The 23,092-nt window shown below is 67.0% G+C and carries 22 protein-coding genes and 1 tRNA gene; 15 read left to right on the top strand and 8 right to left on the bottom strand.

Annotated features, from left to right (window positions below):
- Window position 1 precedes the first annotated feature (1 nt).
- From J7654_RS13925 to J7654_RS13915, 3 genes are all read right to left on the bottom strand, one after another.
- Window positions 2–1,156, bottom strand: coding sequence for an osmoprotectant NAGGN system M42 family peptidase (locus J7654_RS13925; protein WP_377946518.1), 1,155 nt, complete (start codon window positions 1,154–1,156; stop codon window positions 2–4).
- 91 nt (window positions 1,157–1,247) lie between these two features.
- The gene (gene ngg, locus J7654_RS13920; protein ID WP_209736480.1) at window positions 1,248–3,035 is read right to left on the bottom strand and encodes an N-acetylglutaminylglutamine synthetase; all 1,788 of its coding nucleotides are present in this window, start codon (window positions 3,033–3,035) and stop codon (window positions 1,248–1,250) included.
- 3 nt (window positions 3,036–3,038) lie between these two features.
- Complete coding sequence (locus J7654_RS13915) at window positions 3,039–4,814, bottom strand: N-acetylglutaminylglutamine amidotransferase (protein ID WP_209736479.1); 1,776 nt, start codon at window positions 4,812–4,814, stop codon at window positions 3,039–3,041.
- A 212-nt stretch (window positions 4,815–5,026) separates the two neighbouring features.
- Between J7654_RS13915 and J7654_RS13910 the strand changes: the two genes are divergently transcribed.
- Window positions 5,027–5,500 (top strand): MaoC family dehydratase, encoded by a 474-nt coding sequence (locus J7654_RS13910; protein ID WP_209740574.1) that lies wholly within the window; start codon window positions 5,027–5,029, stop codon window positions 5,498–5,500.
- The gene (gene gph / locus J7654_RS13905; RefSeq protein WP_209736478.1) at window positions 5,497–6,183 is read left to right on the top strand and encodes a phosphoglycolate phosphatase; all 687 of its coding nucleotides are present in this window, start codon (window positions 5,497–5,499) and stop codon (window positions 6,181–6,183) included. The genes J7654_RS13910 and gph overlap by 4 nt, the downstream gene beginning before the upstream one ends.
- Here gph and J7654_RS13900 read toward each other — a convergent pair.
- A complete protein-coding gene (locus tag J7654_RS13900; RefSeq protein WP_209736477.1) occupies window positions 6,180–6,779 on the bottom strand; it encodes a DUF2076 domain-containing protein in 600 nt (199 codons plus the stop codon). The genes gph and J7654_RS13900 overlap by 4 nt on opposite strands.
- A 133-nt stretch (window positions 6,780–6,912) precedes the next feature.
- Here J7654_RS13900 and J7654_RS13895 point away from each other — a divergent pair, with 133 nt between their 5' ends.
- Window positions 6,913–7,329, top strand: a complete 417-nt coding sequence (locus J7654_RS13895) for an SH3 domain-containing protein (protein ID WP_209736476.1) — start codon at window positions 6,913–6,915, stop codon at window positions 7,327–7,329.
- Window positions 7,330–7,375: 46 nt separating this feature from the next.
- Here J7654_RS13895 and J7654_RS13890 read toward each other — a convergent pair whose 3' ends face one another.
- On the bottom strand, window positions 7,376–7,570 hold the full coding sequence (locus J7654_RS13890) for a hypothetical protein (RefSeq protein ID WP_209736475.1): 195 nt from the start codon (window positions 7,568–7,570) through the stop codon (window positions 7,376–7,378).
- A gap of 172 nt (window positions 7,571–7,742) precedes the next feature.
- Here J7654_RS13890 and J7654_RS13885 point away from each other — a divergent pair, with 172 nt between their 5' ends.
- The gene (locus J7654_RS13885; RefSeq protein ID WP_245195507.1) at window positions 7,743–8,972 is read left to right on the top strand and encodes an IS110 family RNA-guided transposase; all 1,230 of its coding nucleotides are present in this window, start codon (window positions 7,743–7,745) and stop codon (window positions 8,970–8,972) included.
- On the opposite strand, the gene J7654_RS13880 is transcribed toward J7654_RS13885, so the two are convergent.
- The 3 genes from J7654_RS13880 to J7654_RS13870 all read right to left on the bottom strand — a co-directional run bounded on the left by J7654_RS13880 (window position 8,956) and on the right by J7654_RS13870 (window position 10,366).
- Complete coding sequence (locus J7654_RS13880) at window positions 8,956–9,102, bottom strand: hypothetical protein (protein ID WP_209736474.1); 147 nt, start codon at window positions 9,100–9,102, stop codon at window positions 8,956–8,958. The genes J7654_RS13885 and J7654_RS13880 overlap by 17 nt on opposite strands.
- Before the next feature lie 137 nt (window positions 9,103–9,239).
- A tRNA-Thr gene (locus J7654_RS13875) sits at window positions 9,240–9,315 on the bottom strand.
- 76 nt (window positions 9,316–9,391) lie between these two features.
- A complete protein-coding gene (locus tag J7654_RS13870) occupies window positions 9,392–10,366 on the bottom strand; it encodes an NAD(P)H-dependent flavin oxidoreductase (protein ID WP_209736473.1) in 975 nt (324 codons plus the stop codon).
- A 172-nt stretch (window positions 10,367–10,538) separates the two neighbouring features.
- On the opposite strand from J7654_RS13870, the gene J7654_RS13865 reads away from it, so the two are divergent.
- The 11 genes from J7654_RS13865 (at window position 10,539) to J7654_RS13815 (ending at window position 22,933) form a co-directional block, all read left to right on the top strand.
- The gene (locus J7654_RS13865) at window positions 10,539–11,615 is read left to right on the top strand and encodes a hypothetical protein (RefSeq protein WP_209736472.1); all 1,077 of its coding nucleotides are present in this window, start codon (window positions 10,539–10,541) and stop codon (window positions 11,613–11,615) included.
- Window positions 11,616–11,655: 40 nt separating this feature from the next.
- Entirely contained in the window at window positions 11,656–12,465 is an 810-nt protein-coding gene (locus J7654_RS13860; protein WP_209736471.1) for an exonuclease domain-containing protein, read from the top strand.
- A gap of 73 nt (window positions 12,466–12,538) precedes the next feature.
- Window positions 12,539–14,200, top strand: coding sequence for a cisplatin damage response ATP-dependent DNA ligase (locus J7654_RS13855; RefSeq protein ID WP_209736470.1), 1,662 nt, complete (start codon window positions 12,539–12,541; stop codon window positions 14,198–14,200).
- 101 nt (window positions 14,201–14,301) lie between these two features.
- Window positions 14,302–14,832 (top strand): YciE/YciF ferroxidase family protein, encoded by a 531-nt coding sequence (locus J7654_RS13850; protein ID WP_209736469.1) that lies wholly within the window; start codon window positions 14,302–14,304, stop codon window positions 14,830–14,832.
- Window positions 14,833–15,017: 185 nt separating this feature from the next.
- The gene (locus J7654_RS13845) at window positions 15,018–15,461 is read left to right on the top strand and encodes a TadE/TadG family type IV pilus assembly protein (protein ID WP_209736468.1); all 444 of its coding nucleotides are present in this window, start codon (window positions 15,018–15,020) and stop codon (window positions 15,459–15,461) included.
- Window positions 15,458–17,113: a pilus assembly protein TadG-related protein gene (locus J7654_RS13840; protein ID WP_209736467.1), complete on the top strand. Its 1,656-nt coding sequence runs from the start codon at window positions 15,458–15,460 to the stop codon at window positions 17,111–17,113. Before J7654_RS13845 ends, J7654_RS13840 begins: the two co-directional genes overlap by 4 nt.
- Window positions 17,114–17,250: 137 nt before the next feature.
- On the top strand, window positions 17,251–18,432 hold the full coding sequence (locus J7654_RS13835; RefSeq protein WP_209736466.1) for a Gfo/Idh/MocA family protein: 1,182 nt from the start codon (window positions 17,251–17,253) through the stop codon (window positions 18,430–18,432).
- 280 nt (window positions 18,433–18,712) lie between these two features.
- Window positions 18,713–19,882, top strand: coding sequence for a tyrosine-type recombinase/integrase (locus J7654_RS13830; RefSeq protein WP_209736465.1), 1,170 nt, complete (start codon window positions 18,713–18,715; stop codon window positions 19,880–19,882).
- Window positions 19,883–19,964: 82 nt separating this feature from the next.
- On the top strand, window positions 19,965–20,285 hold the full coding sequence (locus J7654_RS13825) for a hypothetical protein (protein WP_209736464.1): 321 nt from the start codon (window positions 19,965–19,967) through the stop codon (window positions 20,283–20,285).
- 162 nt (window positions 20,286–20,447) lie between these two features.
- A complete protein-coding gene (locus tag J7654_RS13820) occupies window positions 20,448–20,690 on the top strand; it encodes a helix-turn-helix domain-containing protein (protein ID WP_209736463.1) in 243 nt (80 codons plus the stop codon).
- A complete protein-coding gene (locus tag J7654_RS13815; protein ID WP_209736462.1) occupies window positions 20,687–22,933 on the top strand; it encodes a VapE domain-containing protein in 2,247 nt (748 codons plus the stop codon). The genes J7654_RS13820 and J7654_RS13815 overlap by 4 nt, the downstream gene beginning before the upstream one ends.
- The last annotated feature ends 159 nt before the right edge of the window (window positions 22,934–23,092 follow it).

Genomic DNA, 23,092 nt, shown 5'->3' with positions numbered 1-23,092 from the left:
CTTACTCGGCTGGTTCGGAATCCTCGGCCAGCTCCTGCGCCGCCTCGGCCAGAGGCTGGCGGGTGAAGCCCTCTATTCCGGCGTGAACGTTGCGGTCGCGCGTGATCTCCACGGGCGCGGTGGCATAGGCCGTCACCAATTCGGCCAGCGAGCGAAGCGCGTGGATGTGGATGCGCTCCCAGCCGTGCGAGGCGTCCACCCCGAAGGTGATGAGCGCGGTGCGCACGTCGTGGCCCGCCTCCAGCGCCGAAGCCGAATCCGACCGGTAGTAGCGGAAAACATCCTTCTGGTAGCGGATATCCTCCTCCTGGCAGAGGCGCACGAGCTTCTTGGTGAGATGGTAGTCGAACGGGCCGGTCTGGTCGGCCATGGCGATGGTGACGCCGAATTCGGACGAGTTCTGCCCCGGCGCGGTCGTGCCGTTGTCGATGGCGATCATCGAGGCGATGTCGGGGGTGAGGATGGAAGCCGCGCCGACGCCCACCTCCTCGGCGATGGTGAAAAGCCAGTGCATGTCCACCGGAGTCACGGTCTTCTCGCGTTCCAGCGCCTCGATGGCCGCCAGCATCACGGCCACGCCCGCCTTGTCGTCCAGATGGCGGGAGACGATGTAGCCGTTGTCGAGGAATTCCGGCTGCGGGTCGATGGCGACCGTGTCCCCCACCTCGATGCCCAGCCGGCCCAGCTCCTCCCTGTCGCGCGAAAGCGCATCCACGCGCAGCTCCACATGCGGCCAGCCGACGGGGGCGGTGTCCACCTCCTCGTTGAAGGTATGGCCGGACGCCTTCAGAGGCAGGATGGTGCCGCGATAGGAGCCCTTCTCGGAGAAGATCGTGGAGCGGGCGCCTTCCGCGAAGCGGGCGGACCAGTGGCCAATGGGCACAAGCTCCAGCCGGCCGTTGGCCTTGAGGTTCTTCACCTGCGCGCCCAGCGTATCGACATGGCCGACGATGGCGCGCGCGGAAGCGCGCCGGCTGCCTTGGCGAACGGCGCGGATCGCGCCGCGGCGCGTGAGCTCCACCTCCAGGCCGAGGCGCTGAAGCTCCTGCGTGACGTGCCGCACCACCGTATCGGTGTAGCCGGTGGGGCTCGGGATCCTCAGCAGCGCCTTGAGCTGGTCGGTGAGGTAATGGCTGTCGATGGAGAGCCGGGGCACGGAAATGCTCCTGATGGTCGAAGCGCCGCCATGGGCGCCGATGCTGATGTCGCCTGACATGTAAAGAAGGCGAAAGATGAAGGCGAGGCCGTCAGGAGAGCGGCTGTGCCCGGTTGCGCACGGCCCGTGCGGAGGCGGGCATCGACATGGGGAAGAGGAGGTCGACGAAACGCTCCGCCGTCGGCTGCGGCTCGTGATTGGCCAGGCCGGGGCGTTCGTTGGCCTCGATGAAGACATAGTCCGGCTCACGCGGGTCCTTGATCATCAGATCGACGCCGCAGACGGGAATGTCGATGGCGCGCGTCGCCGCGATGGCCGCCTCCACAAGCCGGGGATGAACCATTCCCGTCACGTCGTGGATCGTGCCGCCGGTGTGGAGATTGGCCGTGCGACGGACGGTCAGCGTCTCGCCGGCGGGCAGGATATCCTCCATCGCATAGCCGCCGGCCTGCACGGCGCGCTCGGTTTCGCCGTCCATGGGAATGCGGCTTTCGCCGCCCGTGGCGCCGGCACGGCGGCGCGAGAGATTCTCGATCAGCTTGACGATGGGCGTCTTGCCATCGCCCGTGATCTCCGGCGGCTTGCGGATCGCGGCGGCGACGAGCTTGAAGCCGATGACGACGACGCGAAGGTCGAAGCCCTCGAAGCAGGATTCCACCAGCACGCGCTCGCATTGCTCGCGCGCCACGGCGATCGCCTTCCTGGCATGGTCGAGCGTCTCGACGCCCACGGCGATGCCGCGCCCCTGCTCGCCACGCGCCGGCTTGACGACGATGGATTTGTGGCGCTCCAGAAAGCCGGACAGCTCATCGTCGTCGCCCGCCACGATCTGCTCGGGCACCGCGACGCCCGCTTGAGAGACAAGGCGGCGCGTGGCGCTCTTGTCGTCGCAGATGGACATGGCGACGGCCGACGTCATCTCCGAAAGACTTTCTCGGCACCGCACGGAGCGCCCGCCATAGGTGAGGCGGAAGAACCCGCCCGGCGCATCGAGAATATCCACCTGGATGCCGCGCCGGCGCGCCTCGTCCACGATGATGCGCGCATAGGGGTTCAGCGCCTCGTCATCCCCGGCGCTGCCGGTGAACAGGCGCTCGTTGATCTGGTTGCGCCGCTTCACGGCGAAGAAGGGCACGCGATAGAAACCGAGGCGGTCGTAGAGGGCGATGGCCTGCTCGTTGTCGTGCATCACCGAGAGATCCATGGTGGCGCAGCCCCGCGCCTGGAAATGCTCGGCCAGCCGGCGCACCAGCGCCTCGCCCACGGCTGGATGCGGGGTCTGCGGGTCGATGGCCAGGCACCATAGGGACGAACCGTTCTCGCTGTCCTCGAAGACGCGGCCATGATGGACGCCGGTCACGGTGCCCAGGATCGCGCCCGTCGTCTCATCCTCGGCCACGAAATAGGTGAGGGCCCTGTTGTCCCTGTTCGACCAGAAGAAGTTCGGGTCCACCTGCACCATCTTCCGGCTCTGGTAGATGCGGTTCACCTCGATGGCATCGGAGATGGAGGAAAGGCGGCGGATAAAGAAGCCGCGCGGGCGGCGGCGGCTCGGCCGATAGGTGGAAAGATCGAGCCGGTAGGTGTGCGATGGGTCGAGGAACAGCTCCTGCGGCGCATGGCCGAGAAGCACGTGCGGATCGCGGATATAGAAGGCGATGTCCCGCCTGTCCGGCCCCTCGCGCTCGATGCATTCCACCAGCGGCGCGGGTTCCGCGAAGGTTTGCCCGAAGATCAGGCGCCCCCAGCCGCAGTCCACTGAGGCGTTGGCCGAGAAGGCGGCCTCGTCGCGCTGGGCGCCGATGGGCGGCTTGGAGCCGTAGCTGCGCATACGCTTGAGCCGGTGGCCGTAGCCATTCCTGTTTCTCGCCTCTGCCATCCTCTAGAGCTCCTGCGCCTGAAGCCACATTTCCAGAAGCGCGACCTGCCACAGCTCGGAGCCCTGAAGGGGCGTGATGTGCGAGGTGGGGTCGGCGAACAGCGTCTGCAGATAGTCGTCCCGGAAGAGGGAGCGCTCGCGCGCCGCCTGCGAGCCTAGCGTATCGCGGACCATATCGAGATAGGGGCCCGAGATATACTTGAGCTGCGGGACCGGGAAATAGCCCTTCTTGCGGTCGATGACCTCCGATGGAATGACGAGCCGGGCCGCCTCCTTCAGCACGCCCTTGCCACCCTGCTTCAGCTTCTCGGCCGTCGGCACGCGGGCTGCAAGCTCAGCCAGTTCGTGGTCCAGGAACGGCACGCGCGCCTCGAGACCCCATGCCATCGTCATGTTGTCGACCCGCTTGACCGGATCGTCCACCAGCATGATCTGGCTGTCGAGGCGAAGCGCCTTGTTGACCGGATCGTCCGCGCCTTCCATGGCGAAATGCCGCCGTACGAGGTCAAGGCTGACATCCTCTGCCAAATGCCATTCCGGCGAGAGGTGGCGGTGCCGCGTTGCCTGGTCGCGGTCGAAGAAGGCGCGCGAGTACGCCGCCAGCGGGTCGGCGGCGCCGGCCATGGGCGGATACCAGTGGTAGCCGCCGAACACCTCGTCCGCGCCCTGGCCGGACTGCACCACCTTGATATGTTTGGAGACCTCGCGCGAGAGGAGGTAGAAGCCTATATTGTCGTAGGAGACCATCGGCTCGGACATGGCGGCGATGGCCCCCGGCAGGTTCTCCATCAGCTCGGAGCCCGGCACGAAGATCTTGTGGTGGTTCGTGCCGTAGTGCCTCGCGATGAGGTCCGAATACTCGAACTCGTTGCCGACCTCGCCATTGGCATCCTCGAAGCCGATGGAGAAAGTGCCGAGCCCTGTCTGGCCCGCCTCTGCCAGGAGGCCGACGATAAGGGAGGAATCCACCCCGCCGGAGAGCAGCACGCCCACCGGAACGTCCGCCACCATGCGCCGCGCCACGGCGGCGCGCAGCGATTCCAGCACCGCATCGCGCCAGTCATCGGCGGAAAGCGCCTCGTCGCCCGGCCGGGGGCCGAAATGCGGCTGCCAGAACACCTCGTCCGTGAAGCTGCCATCCGGCTCGACCATGCGCACCGTGGCGGGCGGCAGCTTGCGCACGCCCTTCAGGATGGTCAGCGGGGCCGGCACGACCGCGTGGAAGCTCATGTAATGATGCAGCGCCTCGCGGTCGATGGAGGTATCGACGTCGCCCGTCTTGACGATGGATTGCAGCGAGGAGGCGAGATAGAGGCGCTCGGGCGTGTGCGAGATATAGAGCGGCTTGATGCCGAAGCGGTCGCGCGCCAGCATCACGCGGCCGGTATCACGCTCGTGGATGGCGAAGGCGAACATGCCCTTGAAACGCTGGACACAGTCCTTGCCCCAGGCGTGGTAGGCCTTGGCGATCACTTCGGTATCGCCATGGGAAAAGAACCGGTAGCCCTTGCCGATCAGCTCCTCGCGCAGCTCGGGGTAGTTGTAGATGCAGCCGTTGAAGGCGAGGGTGAGGCCGAGATCGGCATCCACCATCGGCTGCTGCGCCTTCTCCGACAGGTCGATGATCTTCAGCCGGCGGTGGCCCAGGCCCATGTTGCCGCGCACCACCTGGCCCGCGCCATCCGGTCCGCGGCGGGCAAGGCAGTTGCCCATTCGCTCGATCCGTTCGGGCGAAGCCGGCCGTCCATCGAAGCGAATCTCACCGCAGATACCGCACATGCGCTCTTTCCAATCCTGTTCGTTTCTCCTGAACCCAACGGGCCGTGGCCCGCTATATGGGCCAGATCGTCGCACAGCCCAGCGCCGCAGTGCAAAGGCGCCGGCAAAGCGGCCATGCGGAGGTTTCATTCGCGCCGCCATGGGCGCATAGACGGGGCGTGATCTCGAAAGGGAAAGGAAGCCCGGCAGTGTCCAGCGAAATGGAATCGGCCATGCGCAGGCGGCTCGTGCCGCTGGAGACCTATCGGTCCTATCTCGACGGCGAGCCCTTCGTCTCGAGCTGGGTCACGGTCGACCAGGAGATGATCGACCGCTTCGCGGATGCCACGCTCGACCATCAGTTCATCCATGTCGACCCCGAGCGCGCCAAGGCGGAAGGGCCGTTCGGCGGCACCATCGCCCACGGCTTCCTCTCGCTCTCCCTGCTTTCGACCTTCGCCTACGACGCCATGCCCTTTGCCGAGGGCGCGCGCATGGGGGTGAATTACGGCTTCGAGGCCGTCCGCTTCCTCGCTCCCGTCCGAACCGGGACGCGCGTGCGAGGGCGCTTCCGGCTCGTCGGCCTCGCTGAGCGCGCCGTCAGCGTCCAGTCCACCTGGGAGGCGAGCGTCGAGATCGAGAACACCGCCAAGCCCGCGCTCACCGCACGTTGGATCACTCTGTCGCTCATGGAGGCCGCTTCGTGAGCGCGCCTTATGCCGTTTCGGCCATCCTGTTCGATCTCGACGGGACGCTGGTCGATTCGATTCCCGACATCCATGCCGCGCTGAACCAGACGCTCGAGAGCCTGGGCGAGCCGCCCTTCACGCTCGACGCCGTGGCCAGGATGGTGGGGAAGGGGCTGCCGACCACCATCGAGCGCGCCTACGAGGCGCTCGACAAGCCGCTGGACCCGGCGACCCGCGACCGGATCGTCGATCGCTTCCGCAAGATCTACACGCCGCGCGCCACCGAGCTGACGACGATGAACCCCGGTGCCAGCGGGGCCACGCGCGCGCTTCATGAGAAGGGTTTCCGCCTCGGCGTCGTGACCAACAAGCCGCTGGCCGAGACCATGCTGATCCTCGACCATTTCGGCTTCACCGAACTGATGGAAGTCGTTGTCGGAGGGGACGCCGGGCCGCCCAAGAAACCGGCGCCGGACCTTCTGATCCTGGCCTGTCAGCGGCTCGGCCTCGAGCCGACCGACGTGCTTCTGGTGGGCGATTCGGAATATGACGTTGGGGCCGCCAGGGCGGCGGGGATGCCCGTCCTGGTGCTGGCCGGGGGCTATTCCCGCCACAGCGCCGAGGAGCTGGGCGCCGACGTGGTGCTCGCCCGTCTGGACGAGATCGAGCACCACGTCCGCCTGCCTTCCGCGAAAGGCTAGAGCTCGAAGTCGCCGAACCCTTCGTCCATCCCCGCATCCTCCATCCCGGCCTCATCCATGCCGGGGTCGAGATCGGGCTCCATCTCGGCGGCGACCGCTTCGTCCCCGCCGGAGAACAGCCCGCCCAGCATGGAACCCAGCATCATGCCGCCGGCAACGCCCACGGCGGTTTGCGCGGCGCCGGCCAGAAAGCCGCCGCCTCCGCCGCGTTGCGCGGGGCTGGCATTGCGCGCGGCGCTGTTCCAGGGCGACCCGGCGGGCACGTCGCCCTGCGCCGCCGCGCCGCGCGAGACGGAGGGCACGCCCGCCGAACGGGCACGGGGCTGCGGCTGGCCGCCGCCGAACAGGCCGCCCAGAAGACCGCCGGAGGAGCGCTGTGTCTGGCCCTCCAGCTCCTCGATCCTCTGGCGCGCGGCCTCCAGCGCCTGTTCCTGCACGATAATGGTTTGCGCCATGTAGTAAGGCGCACCGGGCTGCGCGGCCACGCTGTCGCGAATGAAGCTTTCCGCTTCCTGGTCGCGTGGGGGCGCGGTCTTCTCGGCCTCGCGGAGGCGGCCGAAAAGGCCCTGAATCATGTTCTTCTCGTCATTGTGCATGTCGCTCGCTCCGTCGTTGCTCTACCCGATATGCGCATGGCGGCGGGCAGGTTCCACCCTTGCCCATCCTGCCGCTTGCCTTTGCGGGGGCGCGCTCCCTATCTGGGAATGGTGATATCGATGCGGATGACGGATGATTATTTTTGGGCAGGCGATGCGATGGACGGTCCCGGTGCTTCTGGCGACCGGGCTTGCCTTTGAGGCCGTCGCCGCCCCGGCAGTGCCGGTTCGGGTTGGCGGCGACGTCGATCTGCCGGCCTGCGCGGAACTGGGCGTGATCGGCGAGACGCAGTCGCAAGAAGGGCGCGTCGATGTGCGCTCCGGCCCCACCGGCACGTTTCAGGTGCTGGAGCGGCTGAATGTGGGCGACATCGTGCGCGTCTGCGACCGCAACGGAACCTTTGTTGGGGTGATCTACGGGGAGGGCGACTGCGGTGTGGCCGAGCCGGTGGCGCGCCGTGCCTCCTATCGCGGTTCCTGCCCCTCGGGCTGGGTGCACAACAGGTCGGTGGAGCCTGCCGCGCCGGGGGCTGTCGCGCCAGGTACGTGAAAGCCCGGCACGCGGAGCGGCCGGGCTTCGTTCATCCGCGTCGCGATCAGGCTGCGGCGCTGGAAGGCTGCGGTTTAGGGGCGATTCCCGCCGTCCACACCTGCACCACATCGAGCGGCAGCAGCGGGTAGAGGTCGATCTCGCCGGCGAAGGGGTTCAGGCCGTAGCCGGTGAAAACCTCACTCGCCGCATGGTCGGCCGCGCGCTCATGCGGCCCTACCAATGAAGTGCATTTCGACATCTGCCTTTTCGGCGCGGTTCTTATGACCGAAGATGTCGGAAGGCAGGGGACCGGGTATGGCTATCATGCTGGCCGCCCTCGATGGCTCGGGAGGCAGAACCGCCCGGTCTCCACACCTGACCCGACCGCTGATTAGGCTCTGCGATTGATCGCTGTGTAGGGCGAGGACGGCGTGGGAAGGTTGCCGCTCAAAGGAGGACGCATCAGGGAGGAAAGCATGCACCTTTACGTCGGTATCGACGCCGCCAAGGACATCCATTGGGCCTGCGCTATCAGCTCGGACGCAAAGGCCATCTTCAGCCATGCTGTCAGGAACGACCCGGAAGGCATCGAGGCGTTGATCAGCGAACTGTCCGCGCCGGATGCCGCAAGCGTCACGGTCGCGCTCGACCTGCTCGGCGGCTGCGCCACTCTGCTCTGTGCAATGCTGGCCGAAGCGGGCTTCCGGGTTGTTCACACGCCCGGCCTTGCGGTCAACCGAGCCCGGCAGGGAACACGCGGCGGCGAGAACAAGTCCGATCCCCGTGACGCCGCGACCATCGCCGATCTGGCGCGAACCCGCATGGACCTGCGGCCGGTGGAGGTCGAAACCGAGATCAACGTCGACATCCGTCTGCTCGTCGGCCGACGTCGCGAGGTCGTCGTCGATCAGACCAGACGTCTCGCGCGTTTGCGCGACCTTACTTCCTCGCTCTTTCCGGCGCTGGAGCGGCGCATCGACGTGAGGACCAAGGCCGGCCTCGTCTTCCTGAGCCTGTTCGCCGCTCCGCACGAGCTGCGCGACGCCAAGCCCGAACGCCTCGCACGCCAGCTCACGAAAGCCTATCCGCGCATGCGGGGCGCTGACGCCATGGCCGAAGAGGCCGTCACCCTGGCCAAGGCGCAGGCCATCGACGTGCCCGGCGCCCAAACCCGCGCCAGACTGGTCAGGGACCTCGCCACCGAGGCGCTGGCCGCCCGTGCGCAGCGCGACCGCATCGATGCCGATCTTGAGCTCCTTCTCGATTGCCACCCTGATGCGGCCCTCATCCGCAGCCTGCCGGGGATGGGGGCCGTGCTCACGGCAGACTTCATCGCCTGCGTCGGCTCGGCCACCCGATTCCGTTCCGCCGATGCACTCGCAGCCGCCGCCGGGCTCACTCCCGTCCTGCGCCAGTCCGGGAAATCCAGAACCGTCCGACGATCCACCGGAGGCGACAAAACCCTCAAACGCGTCTTCTTCCAGTCCGCTTTCAACGCTCTCGCAGACCCGGAAAGCCGCGCCTTCTACGACCGAAAGAGAACCGAGGGAAAACGCCACAACCAAGCCGTCATCGCCCTCGCACGGCGGCGCGTAAATGTCGTCTGGGCCATCCTCCAAACAAGGACGCCGTTCAGCCCAAACTTCAAGAATGCAGCTTGACGAAACCATTAGGCTGCATCCCGCTCGCCACGTGAAGCCGGATTCGATCTTCCCAGTCGGCGATGTCGTCGGCCGAGGGAGACAAAGGCAGCCCGAACCGCAGTTTCAAGCGTTCCCTGATCGTAGCCATCTTGCATTCCTTCTCATCCAGCGCCGCCCCACGCAGGGGCGCGGCGCCGGGATGATTTGGATCGGCCTGCGGCCATGTCCAGATGCTGGCACGGCGTTGCCGGCCGAATATTTGGAAGGATGCGGGGAGATGACGAATGGTGCCGCTTGTCAGACTCGAACTGACGACCTCCGCATTACGAATGCGATGCTCTACCAACTGAGCTAAAGCGGCCTCTCGTCGGCGCGGCGAAGCGCTCGACGACGGCGCTCTGATAGCCGCAATCGCAGCGCCGTTCAACCCGAAATCGTCAGCCGGTGAACGGCTGCGGGCCCAGGAGACGCGCGCAGGCTTCGCGATACTCGGCGGCAAGCCTCTCGACCAGCTCCGCGGCAGGAACAACGGCCCGCACCGCTCCGATGCCCTGGCCCGAACCCCATATGTCCTTCCAGGCCTTGGCGCCCTCGCTGGCCTTGGCGAAATCCATCTTGGCCGGGTCGCTTTCGGGCAGGCTGTCGGGGTCGAGCCCCGCCGCCGCGATCGAGCCTCGCAGGTAGTTTCCGTGAATGCCGGTAAAGAGGTTGGAATAGACGATATCGGCCGCCGTGCCCTCGACGATGCCCTGCTTGTAGCCGTCGCTCGCCCGCGCTTCACGCGTCGCGATGAAGGCGGAACCGATATAGGCCCCGTCCGCGCCCGCCGCCTGCGCGGCCAGAATGCCCGCGCCGGTGGCGATCGCGCCGGAGAGATAGAGCGGCCCGTCGAACCACTGGCGAATCTCCGAGACGAGCGCGAAGGGCGAGAGGGTGCCCGCATGACCGCCCGCGCCGGCTGCCACCGCCACGAGGCCGTCCGCCCCCTTGCGGATGGCGCTGTGGGCGAAGCGGTTGCTGATCACGTCGTGGAGAACGATACCCCCATAGGAGTGAACGGCCTCGTTCACCTCCGGCACCGCGCCGAGAGAGGTGATGACGATCGGCACCTTGTGCTTCACGCAGACCGCCAGATCCTCCTCCAGCCGCTTGTTGGATCGGTGCACGATCTGGTTCACCGCGAAGGGCGCGGCTGGCTGCTGCGGATGGGCCGCGTCATGCGCCGCCAGTTCCTCCTTCAGCGCGTGCAGCCACTCGTCCAGTTGGGCCGCCGGGCGTGCGTTGAGGGCGGGGAAGGAGCCGACGATGCCCGCCTTGCACTGCGCCGCGACCAGCGGAGGATGCGAAATGATGAAAAGCGGCGCGGCGATGACGGGCAGCCGAAGCCTCTGGAGAACATGGGGTAGGGTCATTCGGCCTCCTCACCAATTGACGTGCACGTAAGATGACGACTAGCAGATCGGCCGGGGCGGGGAAAGCATGGGAGACAGGGCAGGGCGCCTGCCTCAAAGTGTCCGAGATCGCGTGTCATTCGTCAGGCCGTCGGTCGGGCGGGGCCGGCAAGCACGAAGGAGAAGGAAATCAATGACTTTCCGCTCATCCCGCCTCGGCGCGGCAATGGCCACTCTCTGCATCTTCTCCTCGTCCGCCGCGCTGGCCTCCAGCCCGGATGCGTGGAGCCAGTTCCGGCGCGACGTGGAAGCCGCCTGTCGTGCCGGATCGGCGTCCCTGGTGCGAGAGCCGCAAATCCTCGTCGATCCCTTCGGCCTGCAATCCTACGGGCTCGCCATCCTGAACGGCGCCTCCGTGGAGGACGGATCGCCCGTCTCCATGGTTTGCGTCTACGATAAGGCTCAAGGGTCGGTGGAGATCGGCGGCACGATGGCGATGGACGCGGCCATGGCGGGGCGGGTGCCGGCCCCGCAGCCGGGCGAGGGGGCGGTTGCGCCTGCCGCCGCCACACCGGCAGCACCGGAACAGGCGCTTGCGAGCGCATCGGCGCGCCTTCTCTCGCCCTCCTCGCTGGCGGGCGGGCTGGAGCCGGTGACGCCCGGCGCGGGGGCCGGCATGACCGGCGCATCGCCACAAACGCTCGATCTCCTCGGCGAGGCCGATCGCGCGGAGCTTCAGGGACTTCCGGCGCAGATCGAACGAACGATCGCGGCCAATGCCGGCGCCTCGCTCGCCACCGGCCCGGCGGCCGCCCGCGCGGCGGCAGGTCGCGCCGCCGCCATCGCCGCAGGCACGCAAACGGGCGATCTCTCCCTGAGCGAGCCGCTGCTCGGCGAGCGAAGCTGCCGGCTCTATTATTTCGGCTATCAGAACGAGGCGGCGCGTTCTGTCGGCACGCACCGCTGCTCTGTCTCGCAAGGCGACGACGGCAATCTTCTGGTGGAGAAGACGAGCGGCGAGAGGCTGCGGGCCGGGATACGGCCGTTCACGCCGGGCGTCGCGGCCTTCGTCGGCCGCAGCTTCCAGCCCGACCATGCCGAGCGCGACTACGACCCGGCCAACCCCGACAACGCCGCCAGCAGCGAATTCGGCAATGCCGTGGGCATGGCGGTGCAGGAGGAAGGGATAATCTACCTCATATCCTCTCAGCGCCGCCGGTTCGAGGAGTCCGACAGTTTCTTCTGGGTTCTGGCTTTCGATACGCCCTGACGCTTGCGAAACGGGGCAAAAGCGACGATCTTTCAGCCAGATGCTCGACCTGTTTCCCGCCACCGCCCGGACGCTTTCGCTCTTTGCGCAGGAGTCCTCGGGCATCGTGCGCGTGATCGACACGGAAACCGCGGGCCAGCGCTTGTGCGAGGACGCGGTGATCGAGATCGGCTCCGTCGATCTCGATCTTGCCACCGGCGCGATCTTCAACCCGATGGAGACGCTGGTCGATCCAGGCGGGGTGCCGATCAATCCCCATGCTCGCAAGGTGCATCGGATCACGGACGAGATGCTGGCCGGCGCACCGCCCTTCGCGGAGGCCATCGCCCGGTTTGCCGGCGCGCCCGCCTATGCGGCGCAGCGCGCGGACTTCGACCGGCCGCGCTTGCGGCTGACGGGACGCTGGCTGTGCACGCACAAGCTGGCGCTGCGCGCCTTCCCGCAGGTGCGCGCCCACGGCTTGCAATCGCTGGTGAAGTACGTGCCGCTCGACCTCGGCGATGTGAGCGCGGGACTGGCAGGCTCGCACCCCCACCGCGCGCTGTACGACGCGCTGTGCACCGCCGTGCTCCTGCGCACAATCGCCGAGCGGCTGCGCCCGCTTTACGCCGACGCGGAGGATTTCCTGGAACGGGCCGAGCGCGTTTCGGCCGAACCGGCGCTTCTGGCCCGGCTGCGCTTCGGCAAGCACAAGAACGTGCCGCTGGCCGAGGTTCCGGACGAGTATCTGGAATGGCTCGTGAAGCAGCCCAACATGGATGCCGACGCGCTGTTCACCGCTCGCCACCACCTCAAGGCCCGCCGTGCGCAGGCTCTCGCCCGTTTCACGCGCGGCCCCGCCATCGCCTGAGGGGCTGTCGAAGGTCTGCCGCGCGCCTATCTGCAAGCGTGGTCGGGCTCCGGCCGCCTCGGAGCCGCGACCCTTGAAGCCCTTCGCCGACCTTCTCGACAGCCTCGTCCTCACGCCCTCGCGCAACGGCAAGCTGCGCCTGATGGTCGACCATTTCCGTCAGGTGCCCGACCCCGAGCGCGGCTATGCTCTGGCGGCCATCACGGGCGAGCTGGAGGTGCGCAGCGTCAAGCCGGCCATGCTGCGCGCGCTGATGGAAAGCCGCATGGATGAGGTCCTCTTAGGCTATTCCTACGACTATGTCGGCGATCTTGCCGAAACCATCGCGCTGGTCTGGCCGGGGGCGGACGCGGTGGAGGACGATCCACCCAGTCTTTCGCATATCGTCGCGGCTCTGGACGGAGCGACGCGCGCCGAGGGCCCCCGTCTCGTGGAGGCCTGGCTCGACCGGCTGGATTCCTCAGGCCGCTACGCCCTGCTCAAACTGGTGACGGGGGGAATGCGAATCGGCGTCTCCTCGCGCCTTGCCAAGCAGGCGCTGGCCGATTTCGGAGAGAAGGACATCGCGGAGATCGAGGAGCTTTGGCACGGGCTGCGCCCACCCTACGAGGCGCTGTTCGCATGGCTGGAAGGCAGGGCCGAAAAACCGCGTTCGGCCGCCGCCGCGCCGTTCCGGCCCGTGATGCTCTCGCAACCGCTGGAGGAGCCGGACTATGGCCGGATCGCGCCGGAGGATTACGCGGCCGAATGGAAATGGGACGGCATCCGCGTCCAGGCCACCGCCGAACGTGGCGTGCGCCGCCTCTATTCGCGCACCGGCGACGACATCTCCACGGCCTTTCCCGACCTCGTGGACTTCATGACCTTCGAGGGCTCGCTGGACGGCGAGCTTCTCGTCGCGCGCCCCTCGCCGGGCACGCCGGGCACGCCGGGAAAGCCGGCGCTCGACGCGCGGAAGGGGCGCGCCGAGGACGATATCCTAGTGGGCACCTTTTCCGACCTCCAGCAGCGGCTGAACCGCAAGAGCGTCTCGGCCGCCGTGATGAAGCGCCACCCGGTGTTCCTGCGCGCCTACGACCTTCTCCAGGACGGGGCGGAGGATCTGCGGCCTCTGCCTTTCCTCGAACGCCGAAAGCGCCTCGACCGCTTCGTCTCCGCTCTGGAGCCCACGCGCTTCGACATCTCGCCCTTCGTGCCGTTCGAGACGTTCGACGATCTCTCCCGCCTGCGCGGCTCGCCGCCCAGCGCGGTCATCGAGGGGCTGATGCTCAAACGGCTGGACTCGGCCTATGTGCCGGGCCGGCCCAAGGGCCCCTGGTTCAAGTGGAAGCAGGACCCGCATCTGGTCGATGCCGTGCTGATGTATGCCCAGCGCGGGCACGGCAAGCGCTCCAGTTTCTATTCAGACTATACGTTCGGCGTCTGGACCGGCCCGCAGGACCAGCCGGAACTGGTGCCCGTCGGCAAGGCCTATTTCGGCTTCACGGACGAGGAGTTGAAGCAGCTCGACAAATATGTGCGCGACAACACCATAGAGCGGTTCGGCCCCGTGCGCTCGGTTCGGGCCGAGCCTGACCACGGGCTCGTCCTCGAAGTGGCCTTCGAGGGGCTGGCGCGGTCCACGCGCCACAAGTCGGGCGTGGCCATGCGCTTCCCCCGCATTTCGCGCCTGCGCTGGGACAAGCCGGCCTTCGAGGCCGACCGGCTGGAAACCCTCCAGGCCATGCTGGAGTGAGGGGATCGGGTCCCGCCTACCGTATCGCCCGGCACGCGGGGGGAACCTCGCCATCACGCCGGAGTCTTGTCAGACGTGATGCACGGGAAGGAAACCCACACATGGCCACCGAAAAAACGCTCGCGGATGCGTTCCACGAGACACTGAAGGACGTCTATTACGCCGAGAAGCAGTCCGTGAAGGCGCTGAAGAAATCGGCCGGGGCCGCCAAGGCGCCGGAACTGAAGAAGGCCTTCGAGGACCACCGCGCCGAAAGCGAGGAGCAGGTGGAGCGCCTGACGCAGATTTTCGAGATCATCGGGAAGCCGGCGCGCGGCAAGACCTGCGAAGCGATGCAAGGCATCACCTCCGAAATGGAGGAGGACCTTGAGGACTTCGGGGAGAGCCCCGCCGCCGACGAAGTGCTGATCGGCTGCGCGCAGGCCGTGGAGCATTACGAGATCGCCCGCTACGGCCTTCTGCGCAACTGGGCCCGCAAGCTCGGCTATGACGAGGCCGTGCCGCTTCTCGAACAGACCCTGGCGGAGGAGAAGAAGGCCGACGAGTTGCTGACGCAGGTGGCGGACGGCTTGTCCGCGCCCGAAGCGGATGCGCCGCCCGTAGCGCGAAAGGCTCCGGCCCGCGCCCGCTGACGCGCACATCCTTAACAGCGCCTGAATCCTGCAACATCCGCAACATGACCTTTATGTTGCGGATGTTTTCGTCTTCGCTATCCATGCCGCCGAAATAACGCGCCCAAGCAGCATCGCGTCACTAGCCGCCACCACAGGTTGCAGCAACATCTATCGTTGCGATTCAATCCGACTGGAGGTGTCGAATGGCCTTGGCCCCTTGGTTCCTGAAGGGCACCAGGCGCCCCGTCCGCGAACTGGCCCTCGACAGCCAGGGCGCGAGTGCGGTGGAGTTCGCGCTTGTTGCACCTGTCCTGCTCGTCCTGCTGCTGGGGATCATCTACAGCGCCTTCTATCTGAGCGTTGCCCATTCGCTTGCGCAACTCTCCGCCGATGCCGCCCGCTACGCGATGGTCGGCCTGACGCAGGATGAACGCAGGACGCTGGCCGGGCATTGGGTGGGCAATGCCGGCCATGGCTATGTGCTGGTGCATGGCGACCGCGTGCAATTGCGCACGGTGGAGGAGGGCGGTTTCCTCCAGGTGGCGGTCGCCTACGAGATGGAGTTCCTTGCCGCGCCGCCGCTCATCGGGGCCGTGGTTCCATTCCCCGCCCGCCTCGAGCGCGCGACGACGGTACTTCTGCCATGAACGGCGCCCGGTTCCGAAAGGCCGCCTCCGGCTCCGTCGCCACGATGACGGCCCTGCTCATGCCGCTGCTTCTGGGGGCGGGCGCGCTGGGCGTGGATGTGGGCGCCTTCTACCTCGAACGCCGCTCGCTCCAGGCCGCAAGTGATGCAGCCGCGCTTGCGGCGGTCAGCGACCCTGCCCGAGCGGAATCGCTCGCTCGCGAGACGCTGGCGCGCAACGGCTACGCGGACGCGACCTTCCGAATCATGCGCGGGCGCTACATCGCCGACGAAAGCGTGCATCGCGACCGGCGCTTCGTGGTGGACGGGGACGGCCACGACATCCGGCTGGAAGCCTCGAGCGGAACGACCCTCTATCTCGGCCGCATTCTCACCGACACGCCGCCCACCGTCTCGGTGCGTTCCGATGCGCGCCGCCCGACCACCGTCTCGATCTCCACCGGCAGCCGCCTGGCCCAGCTCGACGGCGGGGTCGTCAACGACGTGCTCGGCGTTCTGGGGGCAGGGCTCTCGCTTACGGCGGCCGATTACAAGGGCCTTGCCGATGTCGGCCTCGAACTCGGTCCGCTGCTGGGCGAAGTGACGCGGCTGCTGCCCGTGTCGAACGTCGTGGGCACGGTCAACGACATCCTCGAAACCGAAATCACGCTGAACGTGCTGCTAGGCGCCATGGCCAACAACCTGTCCGCCGAAGGCCGCCATGCGCAGGCCTCCAGCCTCCGTCGCGCGGCCATGACCGGGGCTTCGGCACAGGCGCGCGTGAAGCTGGGCGACATGCTCGCCTTGGACGAGTCGCTCAAGAGCATCCGCGTCGGCTATCCGTCCAGTGCGCTTGCCGCCGAGGTGTCGGTTCTGTCCTTGCTGGACGCTGTTCTCACGCAGCGCGATGTCGGTAACGCGCTCTCGCTCGGGCTCAAGGTTCCGGGCCTGGTCAAGCAGGATCTGCGCGTCATGATCGGCGAGTCGATGCGGCAGAGCCGCTCGCTGGCCGTCGGCGGGGTCGGGGCGCAGGTGGATACGGCGCAGGTGCGCCTGCATTTCAACCTGAAAACGGGAGAGCTCACTACACTTCTCGGGCTGGAAGTGGGTTTGCCCATCGAGGCGGTGGTCGCCGGCGGCACCGCGCGGGTCGTGGAGGCCAGTTGCTCGTCGGACCCCCTGCGCCACCGCGTCGTCGTCGAAGCCTTGCCGGGCCTTGCGAAAGTAGAGATCGGGGAACTGGGGCGACTGGAGGAGGCCAGCGTGAACAAGGTTCTTCCCTTTGCCCGGATCGGCCAGCTCAAGCTTCTCGGCCTCATTTCGCTGGTGCGGGTCGATGCGCACGCGGCCGTGCGAGCCCTCGCGCCCAAGCCCGAACGGCTCACGTTCACCGGTGCGGAGATCGGCGGCGGCGTGATCAAGACGGCCGGCACGACCCAGTTGGTAGGCAGCGTCCTGGACGGCCTCATCGACACGCTGGAGCTTGAGACGAGGCCTTGGGTGCTCGGCCTCGTCGGCGACCTCGTGGTGGGCATCGTACGCCTGCTGCGGCCGCTCGCCACACCCGTCGACATGCTTCTCGATGCGGTTCTGGGCCTGTTGGGCGTAGGGATCGGCGAACTGGATGTCAGGGTGGACGGCATCGCCTGCTCGACCGGCCAGCTCGTCGGCTGACAAGTCTCGCCGGGCTTGCTTTCGGCTCCGGCTTCTCCAACCTGACGCCAGATGGATTCGGCCATCGCCATCCATGCCGCGAGGGGCAGGGGGACGAGCCCGCCGGGCGTTCGGCCACGATAGACAGGAGAGCTGGGATGGTGTCTGCATCGGCGAACGGCGGCGTTCACATGCCCGTCCGGCTCGGCATGGTGGGCGGCGGGCAGGGTGCCTTCATCGGGGCCGTGCATCGCATCGCATCGCGTATCGACGACCGCTTCCGCCTTGTCGCGGGAGCATTCTCCTCCGATTCCGCGCGGGCGAAGGCCTCCGCTGCCGAGTTCGGGGTGGAAGAGGAGCGCGCCTACTCCTCCTACGAGGAGATGGCGCGGGCGGAAAGCGCACGGCCGGACGGGATCGAGGCCGTCTCCATCGTCACGCCCAATCACCTGCATTTCGGCCCCGCCAAGGCATTCCTGGAGGCCGGCATACCGGTGATCTGCGAGAAGCCGCTCACGGCCCGGCTGGAGGATGCGCTGGAGCTGCAAGCGATCGTGCAAGCGTCCGGCGGGCTCTTCGTGCTCACCCACAACTACACCGGCTATCCAATGATGCGGCAGGCGCGGGAGATGGTGGCGGCCCGAGAGCTCGGCCAAATCCGCGTCGTTCAGGTGGAGTATGCTCAGGACTGGCTGACGGAGCGGGCCGAGGATAGCGGATCGCGCCAGGCCGAATGGCGCGTCGATCCGCAGAAGGCGGGCGCGGCCGGTGCCCTCGGCGACATCGGCACCCATGCCTTCAACCTCGTCTCCTTCGTCACCGGGCTGACGCTGGAAAGCGTGGCGGCCGACCTGACCGCCTTCGTGCCCGGCCGCAGGTTGGACGACAACGACCATGTGATGCTGCGCTTTGCCGGCGGCGCAAAGGGGATGCTGTGGGCAAGCCAGGTGGCGCCCGGCCATGAAAACGGCTTTTCGCTTCGCGTCTACGGTGAAAGGGGCGCCCTCGGCTGGCATCAGGAGCAGCCGAACCATCTATGGTTTACGCCCTTCGGCGAGCCCAAGCGCCTCCTGACCCGCAACGGCCCCGGCGCGCGCGCGTCCTCGACGCGGGTCAGCCGTATTCCGAGCGGTCACCCGGAAGGCTATCTCGAAGGTTTCGCCACCATCTATCGCGAGGCCGCCGATGCGATCGAGGCCAGGCGCAACGGAAACTCCATCCCGCCCGGAACCCTCTTTCCCACCATCGACGACGGCGTGGAGGCCATGCGCTTCATCGACGCCTGCCTGCGCTCCTCGGCCCAGGACAGCCGATGGACCAGACTGCGAAGCGATCCGTAAGGACGACGCCCCACGGGCGCACCACTCGCCGAGAGAAAAGCCCTCGCGTAGCCATATCCCTGAAAAGGCCAGACATTCGAGGTGTTAATCGGTGCCGGCTACCGGGATCGAACCGATGACCCCCTGATTGTAAATAGGATTTTATCCTATTAACCGGGACTAATTTCCTCAAATAGTGGTTCGCGAACAGCCACTTACGCGACAACGTAGATCAACGTGCGGCAACCGAAAGCAGCGGCCGCACGGTGCTCCATCCGGTGCTCGCGAAGGAAATAATCGAATGGCTACCCTCAACCTAACAGAGTCCCGCATCAGGGATCTACCCCTCAAATCCGGCATCTGGCGGGACGAGCAGGTAAAAGGCCTCCTCGTCGTCTGCCACGCCACGACCAAGACCTACGCCGTCCAAGGCGACGTCCGCAGGAACGGCCGGCACATCCGCACGGTGCGGGTCAAGATCGACCGCGTCGACCGGATCGGCCTGCGCGAGGCCCGCAGCCGGGCCAGGGCGATCATGTCGCAGATCCAGTCGGGCGTGGACCCGACCGCGGGACCGAAGGAGAGCGGCATCACGCTCTTGCAGGCGCTCGACGAGCACCTTCAGGAGAAGCCCTTGCGGGACGCCACGGTCGTGAGCTACCGCTACAACATCGAGCACTATCTCGGCCGCTATAAGAACCGGGCCGTGGCCGACCTTTCCCGCTCGGAAGTGCGCGACATCTACCAGCATCTGCGCAGCGCGAAGGGCCAGCCGACCGCGACCGGCGTGATGCGCACCCTGCGGGCGGTCATCAACACGGCGCTGCGGCTGGACGAGACGCTGACCTCCAACCCGGTGACCTTCCTGCGGCTCCCGACGCCGAAGAGCCGGCACGTCGACGAGCTCGATGTCGCCGAATGGTGGGAAAAGACGGAGGCGCTCTCGCCGATCCGGCGCGACCTGCACCGGGCCATGCTGCTGACCGGCGCGCGGCGGGCCTCGATCCTGAACGTCAAGCGCAAGGACGTGGACCTCGCGCGGGGCGTGCTGATTTTCAACCATATGAAGACCGGCGGGCGGATGCTGTTTCCGATGGGCACGTTCCTGCGGAATATGATCGCGCAGCGGCTCGAGGACGACCTGCCGTTCAATAATCCCTGGCTCTGGCCGTCGCCCGCGAGCGGCAAGGGCTGCACGACCGAGCCGAAGGAACGGAAGCGAGGCCTGCCGAGCCCGCACGAGTATCGCCACCACGCCCGCACCATGTTCATCGCGGCCGGCGTACCCTATGCCGAGAGTGCGCTTCTCCTCGGCCAGCGCCTTCCCGGCGCCTCGGGCGGCTACGTCCACGCCGAGCATCTCGTCGAGCACCTGCGGCCGCACGCGCAGGCGCTGGAGAACCGGATCGTGGCGGTGCGGACCTCGACGCTGCGGCTCCCGGCCACGACGGAGGAGCGCGATGCCGCGTAACGGGAAGGGTCCCCGCGCGAAGCCTCACGCGCCGGTTCCCGTCCAGCGGCAGAGGCCGGCGAAGAAGCAGGGGCCTGTCACGATGGAGGCCGTCGAGGCTCTGGTCAGGTGGTATCTCGACACGCATTGGTTCACGCCGTGGTTCGACACGGAGGCGGCTGCCGCCTATCTCAGGCGCGAGCCCGGGACGCTCAAGGGCTGGCGCTCGCGAGGCGAACGCCCGCGCTTCTACGTCGTGAACAGCCAGCTCATCCGCTACCATGTCGACGATCTCGATACCTTCGTGCGGGGCGGCAGGCGCAAGAAGCGCCTTCCCGCCTGGCTGATGGACAAGGTGGCCGAGCGGGCGGCGGACAGGCTTTTGCCCACTGTCAAGTCCCCTCGTGATGGCAACGAGAAGTAATAGTCCTCTTTGCTCTTGATCGGTGATTATTAGACGACGCGCGCTTTTCGAGGAGCCGAAACGGCGAAGCGCGTGACCGGGAAAACCCGGTCCTCCTCAGACAGAAACATGTCTGAAACCGGCCCGGCGGCGCTGCCGTCAGGCCAATGGAGGTCATTCACAATGCAGGCCAATCTCACCAAGGAGGATGTCGAGGACGCGCTGCGCCGCGTGCTCGACGCCCATCGCAGCAGTCCCTGGTACGACACCGACGCGGCTGCCGCCTATCTCTCGTCCACACCCGGAACCGTTCGGGTCTGGCGCTCGCTCGGCACCGGGCCACGCCATCACATCGTCCACGGCAAGGTCGTGCGCTACCACGTCGACGACCTTGACGCCTTCGTGCGCGGGGAGGACGGTCGATGAGCGATCATCTTGCCAATGAAGAAGGGCGCGCCGAAGGGACCGGCGCGCCCGCAGGAGCTTTGGAGAAGACCGTCGAGTTCGACTTCGACAAGATTGAGGATACCGCTCCCCAGGTTGTCGAAACGCCGTCGAAGCACGACCCCGAGGTCCTGAATGCTCACATCGCCGCCGGCCATGAGCTGATCCCGCTGAGGCACTGGCAGGCGAAGGATACCAAGGGTAAGCCGGCCGGCAAGTTCCCGAAGTCCTCCGGCTGGCGCCGTCAGCCCGCGCTCTCGCTGGCCAAGGCCGTCGCCCGTATGAAGGCCGGTTGCAATGTTGGCGCTCGCTTGCGCGACATCGATTTGGTCATCGACGTGGACCCGAGGAACTTCGCCGAGGGCGACGACCCGTTCGCGCGGCTGGTGCGGGACTTCGGCCTGTCCGAGGCGCCCTTTGTCAGGACTGGCGGCGGCGGTTTCCATCATTATTACCGCAAGCCCGCAGACATGCCCGTCTTGGGCGAGCTCGCCGCCTATCCCGGCGTCGAGTTCAAGTCGCTGGGACGGCAGGTCGTGGCCGCCGGATCGGTGCATCCGAACGGAAGTTCGTACGGGCTCGACGACGACATTCTGGCTCTGTCGCTTGCCGAGGCGCCCGAGGCGACCACCGCTCTCCTGGACGCGATTGCGAAGCCTTCCGTCGCCGCATCTACCATCGGCTCCGGCGAGATCACGCCGGCGCAGTTGGAACGGCTGCTGTCGAAGCTGGACGTGGCAGCCTACAACGGCCGTCACGACGACTGGCTGGCGATTATGATGGCGGCGCACCACGGCACCGATGGCGCGGGCGTCGACGAGTTCGTCGCCTGGTCTGTCGGCGATCCCGACTATGCCGGCGACGAGGATCGCATTCGCGGCCGCTGGGCCTCGCTGACGATCAAGGCCGGCGGCGTGACGCTGGCGACCCTCCTCAAGGCGCTCTCGGATGCAGGGCTCGGCGCCTTCATCGAGGAGGTGCTGCGCTCCTGCGGCGGAGGACTTCCCGAACGACATCGACCTGCCGGCCGAGGTCGCCGCGCCGGCCTTCTTGACCAACAAGGGGCGGATCGAGCCGAACTACCGCAACACCCAGCGGGCCATGGAGGCGGCGCGCCTCGGGGTCGGCTTCGACGAGCTCTCGCAGCGCGCTGTGCTGCGGGCCGAGCGGCTGCCCTGGATGGCGGACATCGGCCGCGAACTAACCGACGACCTGATCCGTATCGTTCGCGAGTGGATCATGGAGCAGTTCGCCCTCGAGCCGAGCGCGAGGACGTGTCGGACGTCCTGTTCGCTCTCGCGACGAAGAACACGTTCAACCCAGTTGTCGAATACCTGGACGGTTTGGCATGGGACGGCGTGTCACGTATCGACAGTCTGTTCCCGGCCTATTTCGGGTCGCCGGACAGCGCCTACGAGCGGGCGGCGGGCCGGAAGCTGATGCTGGCGGCGGTCCGGCGGATGCGCCGGCCCGGCACGAAGTTCGACACGGTGCCGATCGTCGAGGGCAGGCAGGGCTCGGGAAAGACCTCCGCGCTGCGCATCCTCGGCGGCATGTGGCACTCCGACGCCGAGCTCGGTCGCCTCGACGGCAAGGACTCGGCCGGCGCGCTGCACGGCGTCTGGATCATGGAGCTGGGAGAGCTCACCGCCATGAACAAGGCCGAGGTCGAGAACCTAAAAGCGTTTGTCACCCGCACGGAGGACCGCTACCGGCCGCCCTACGGCAGGACGGTGAAGACCTTCCCGCGCCGCTGCGTCTTCATCGGCACCACCAACAGCGCGTCGTACCTGCGCGACCACACCGGCAACCGGCGCTACCTGCCGGTCTCGACCGGCGACATCGACCTCGACGCGTTGAAGCGGGACCGCGACCAGCTCTGGGCGGAGGCCGCAATCCTGGAGGCCGCGGGCGAGTCCCTGACGCTGCCTTCGAGCCTCTGGAGCGACGCGGCCGACAGACAGGGCGACCGTCAGGTCGATGACCCCTGGCTCGACAGGCTCCGGCTGCACCTGGCATCGTCGCCGGGGCGCACACGCTTCTCGTCGCAGGAGCTGCTGGAGTTCGCGCTGGAAGTGCCGTGCAGCCGTCAGAACCAGACGGATGCGAAGCGCGTGGCTGTGCTGATGGCCAAGCTCGGCTGGCAGCACAAGGCCAATCTGCGGTTCGGGAAGCAGTCGATGACCGGGTACGTCTCGCCGGAGGACCCGACGTTCAAGGCGTGAGCGGCACGGGGCGCGGTATCTTCCATGAGGCGGATGCCGAGCCTCAAGCTCATGATCCGGCTGCGCAATTCCGGCTGCTGTATCTGTTGTATCTCTCTCTATAAATCAACATGGAATAGAGAGGGGCATAAGGGGATGGCGGCATGGCTGTTTGCTGTC

Source organism: Aureimonas populi, assembly GCF_017815515.1.
Lineage (GTDB): Bacteria > Pseudomonadota > Alphaproteobacteria > Rhizobiales > Rhizobiaceae > Aureimonas > Aureimonas populi.
The sequence above is the reverse complement of the archived record's forward strand: the minus strand, read 5'-3'. Positions and strand labels throughout refer to the sequence as shown.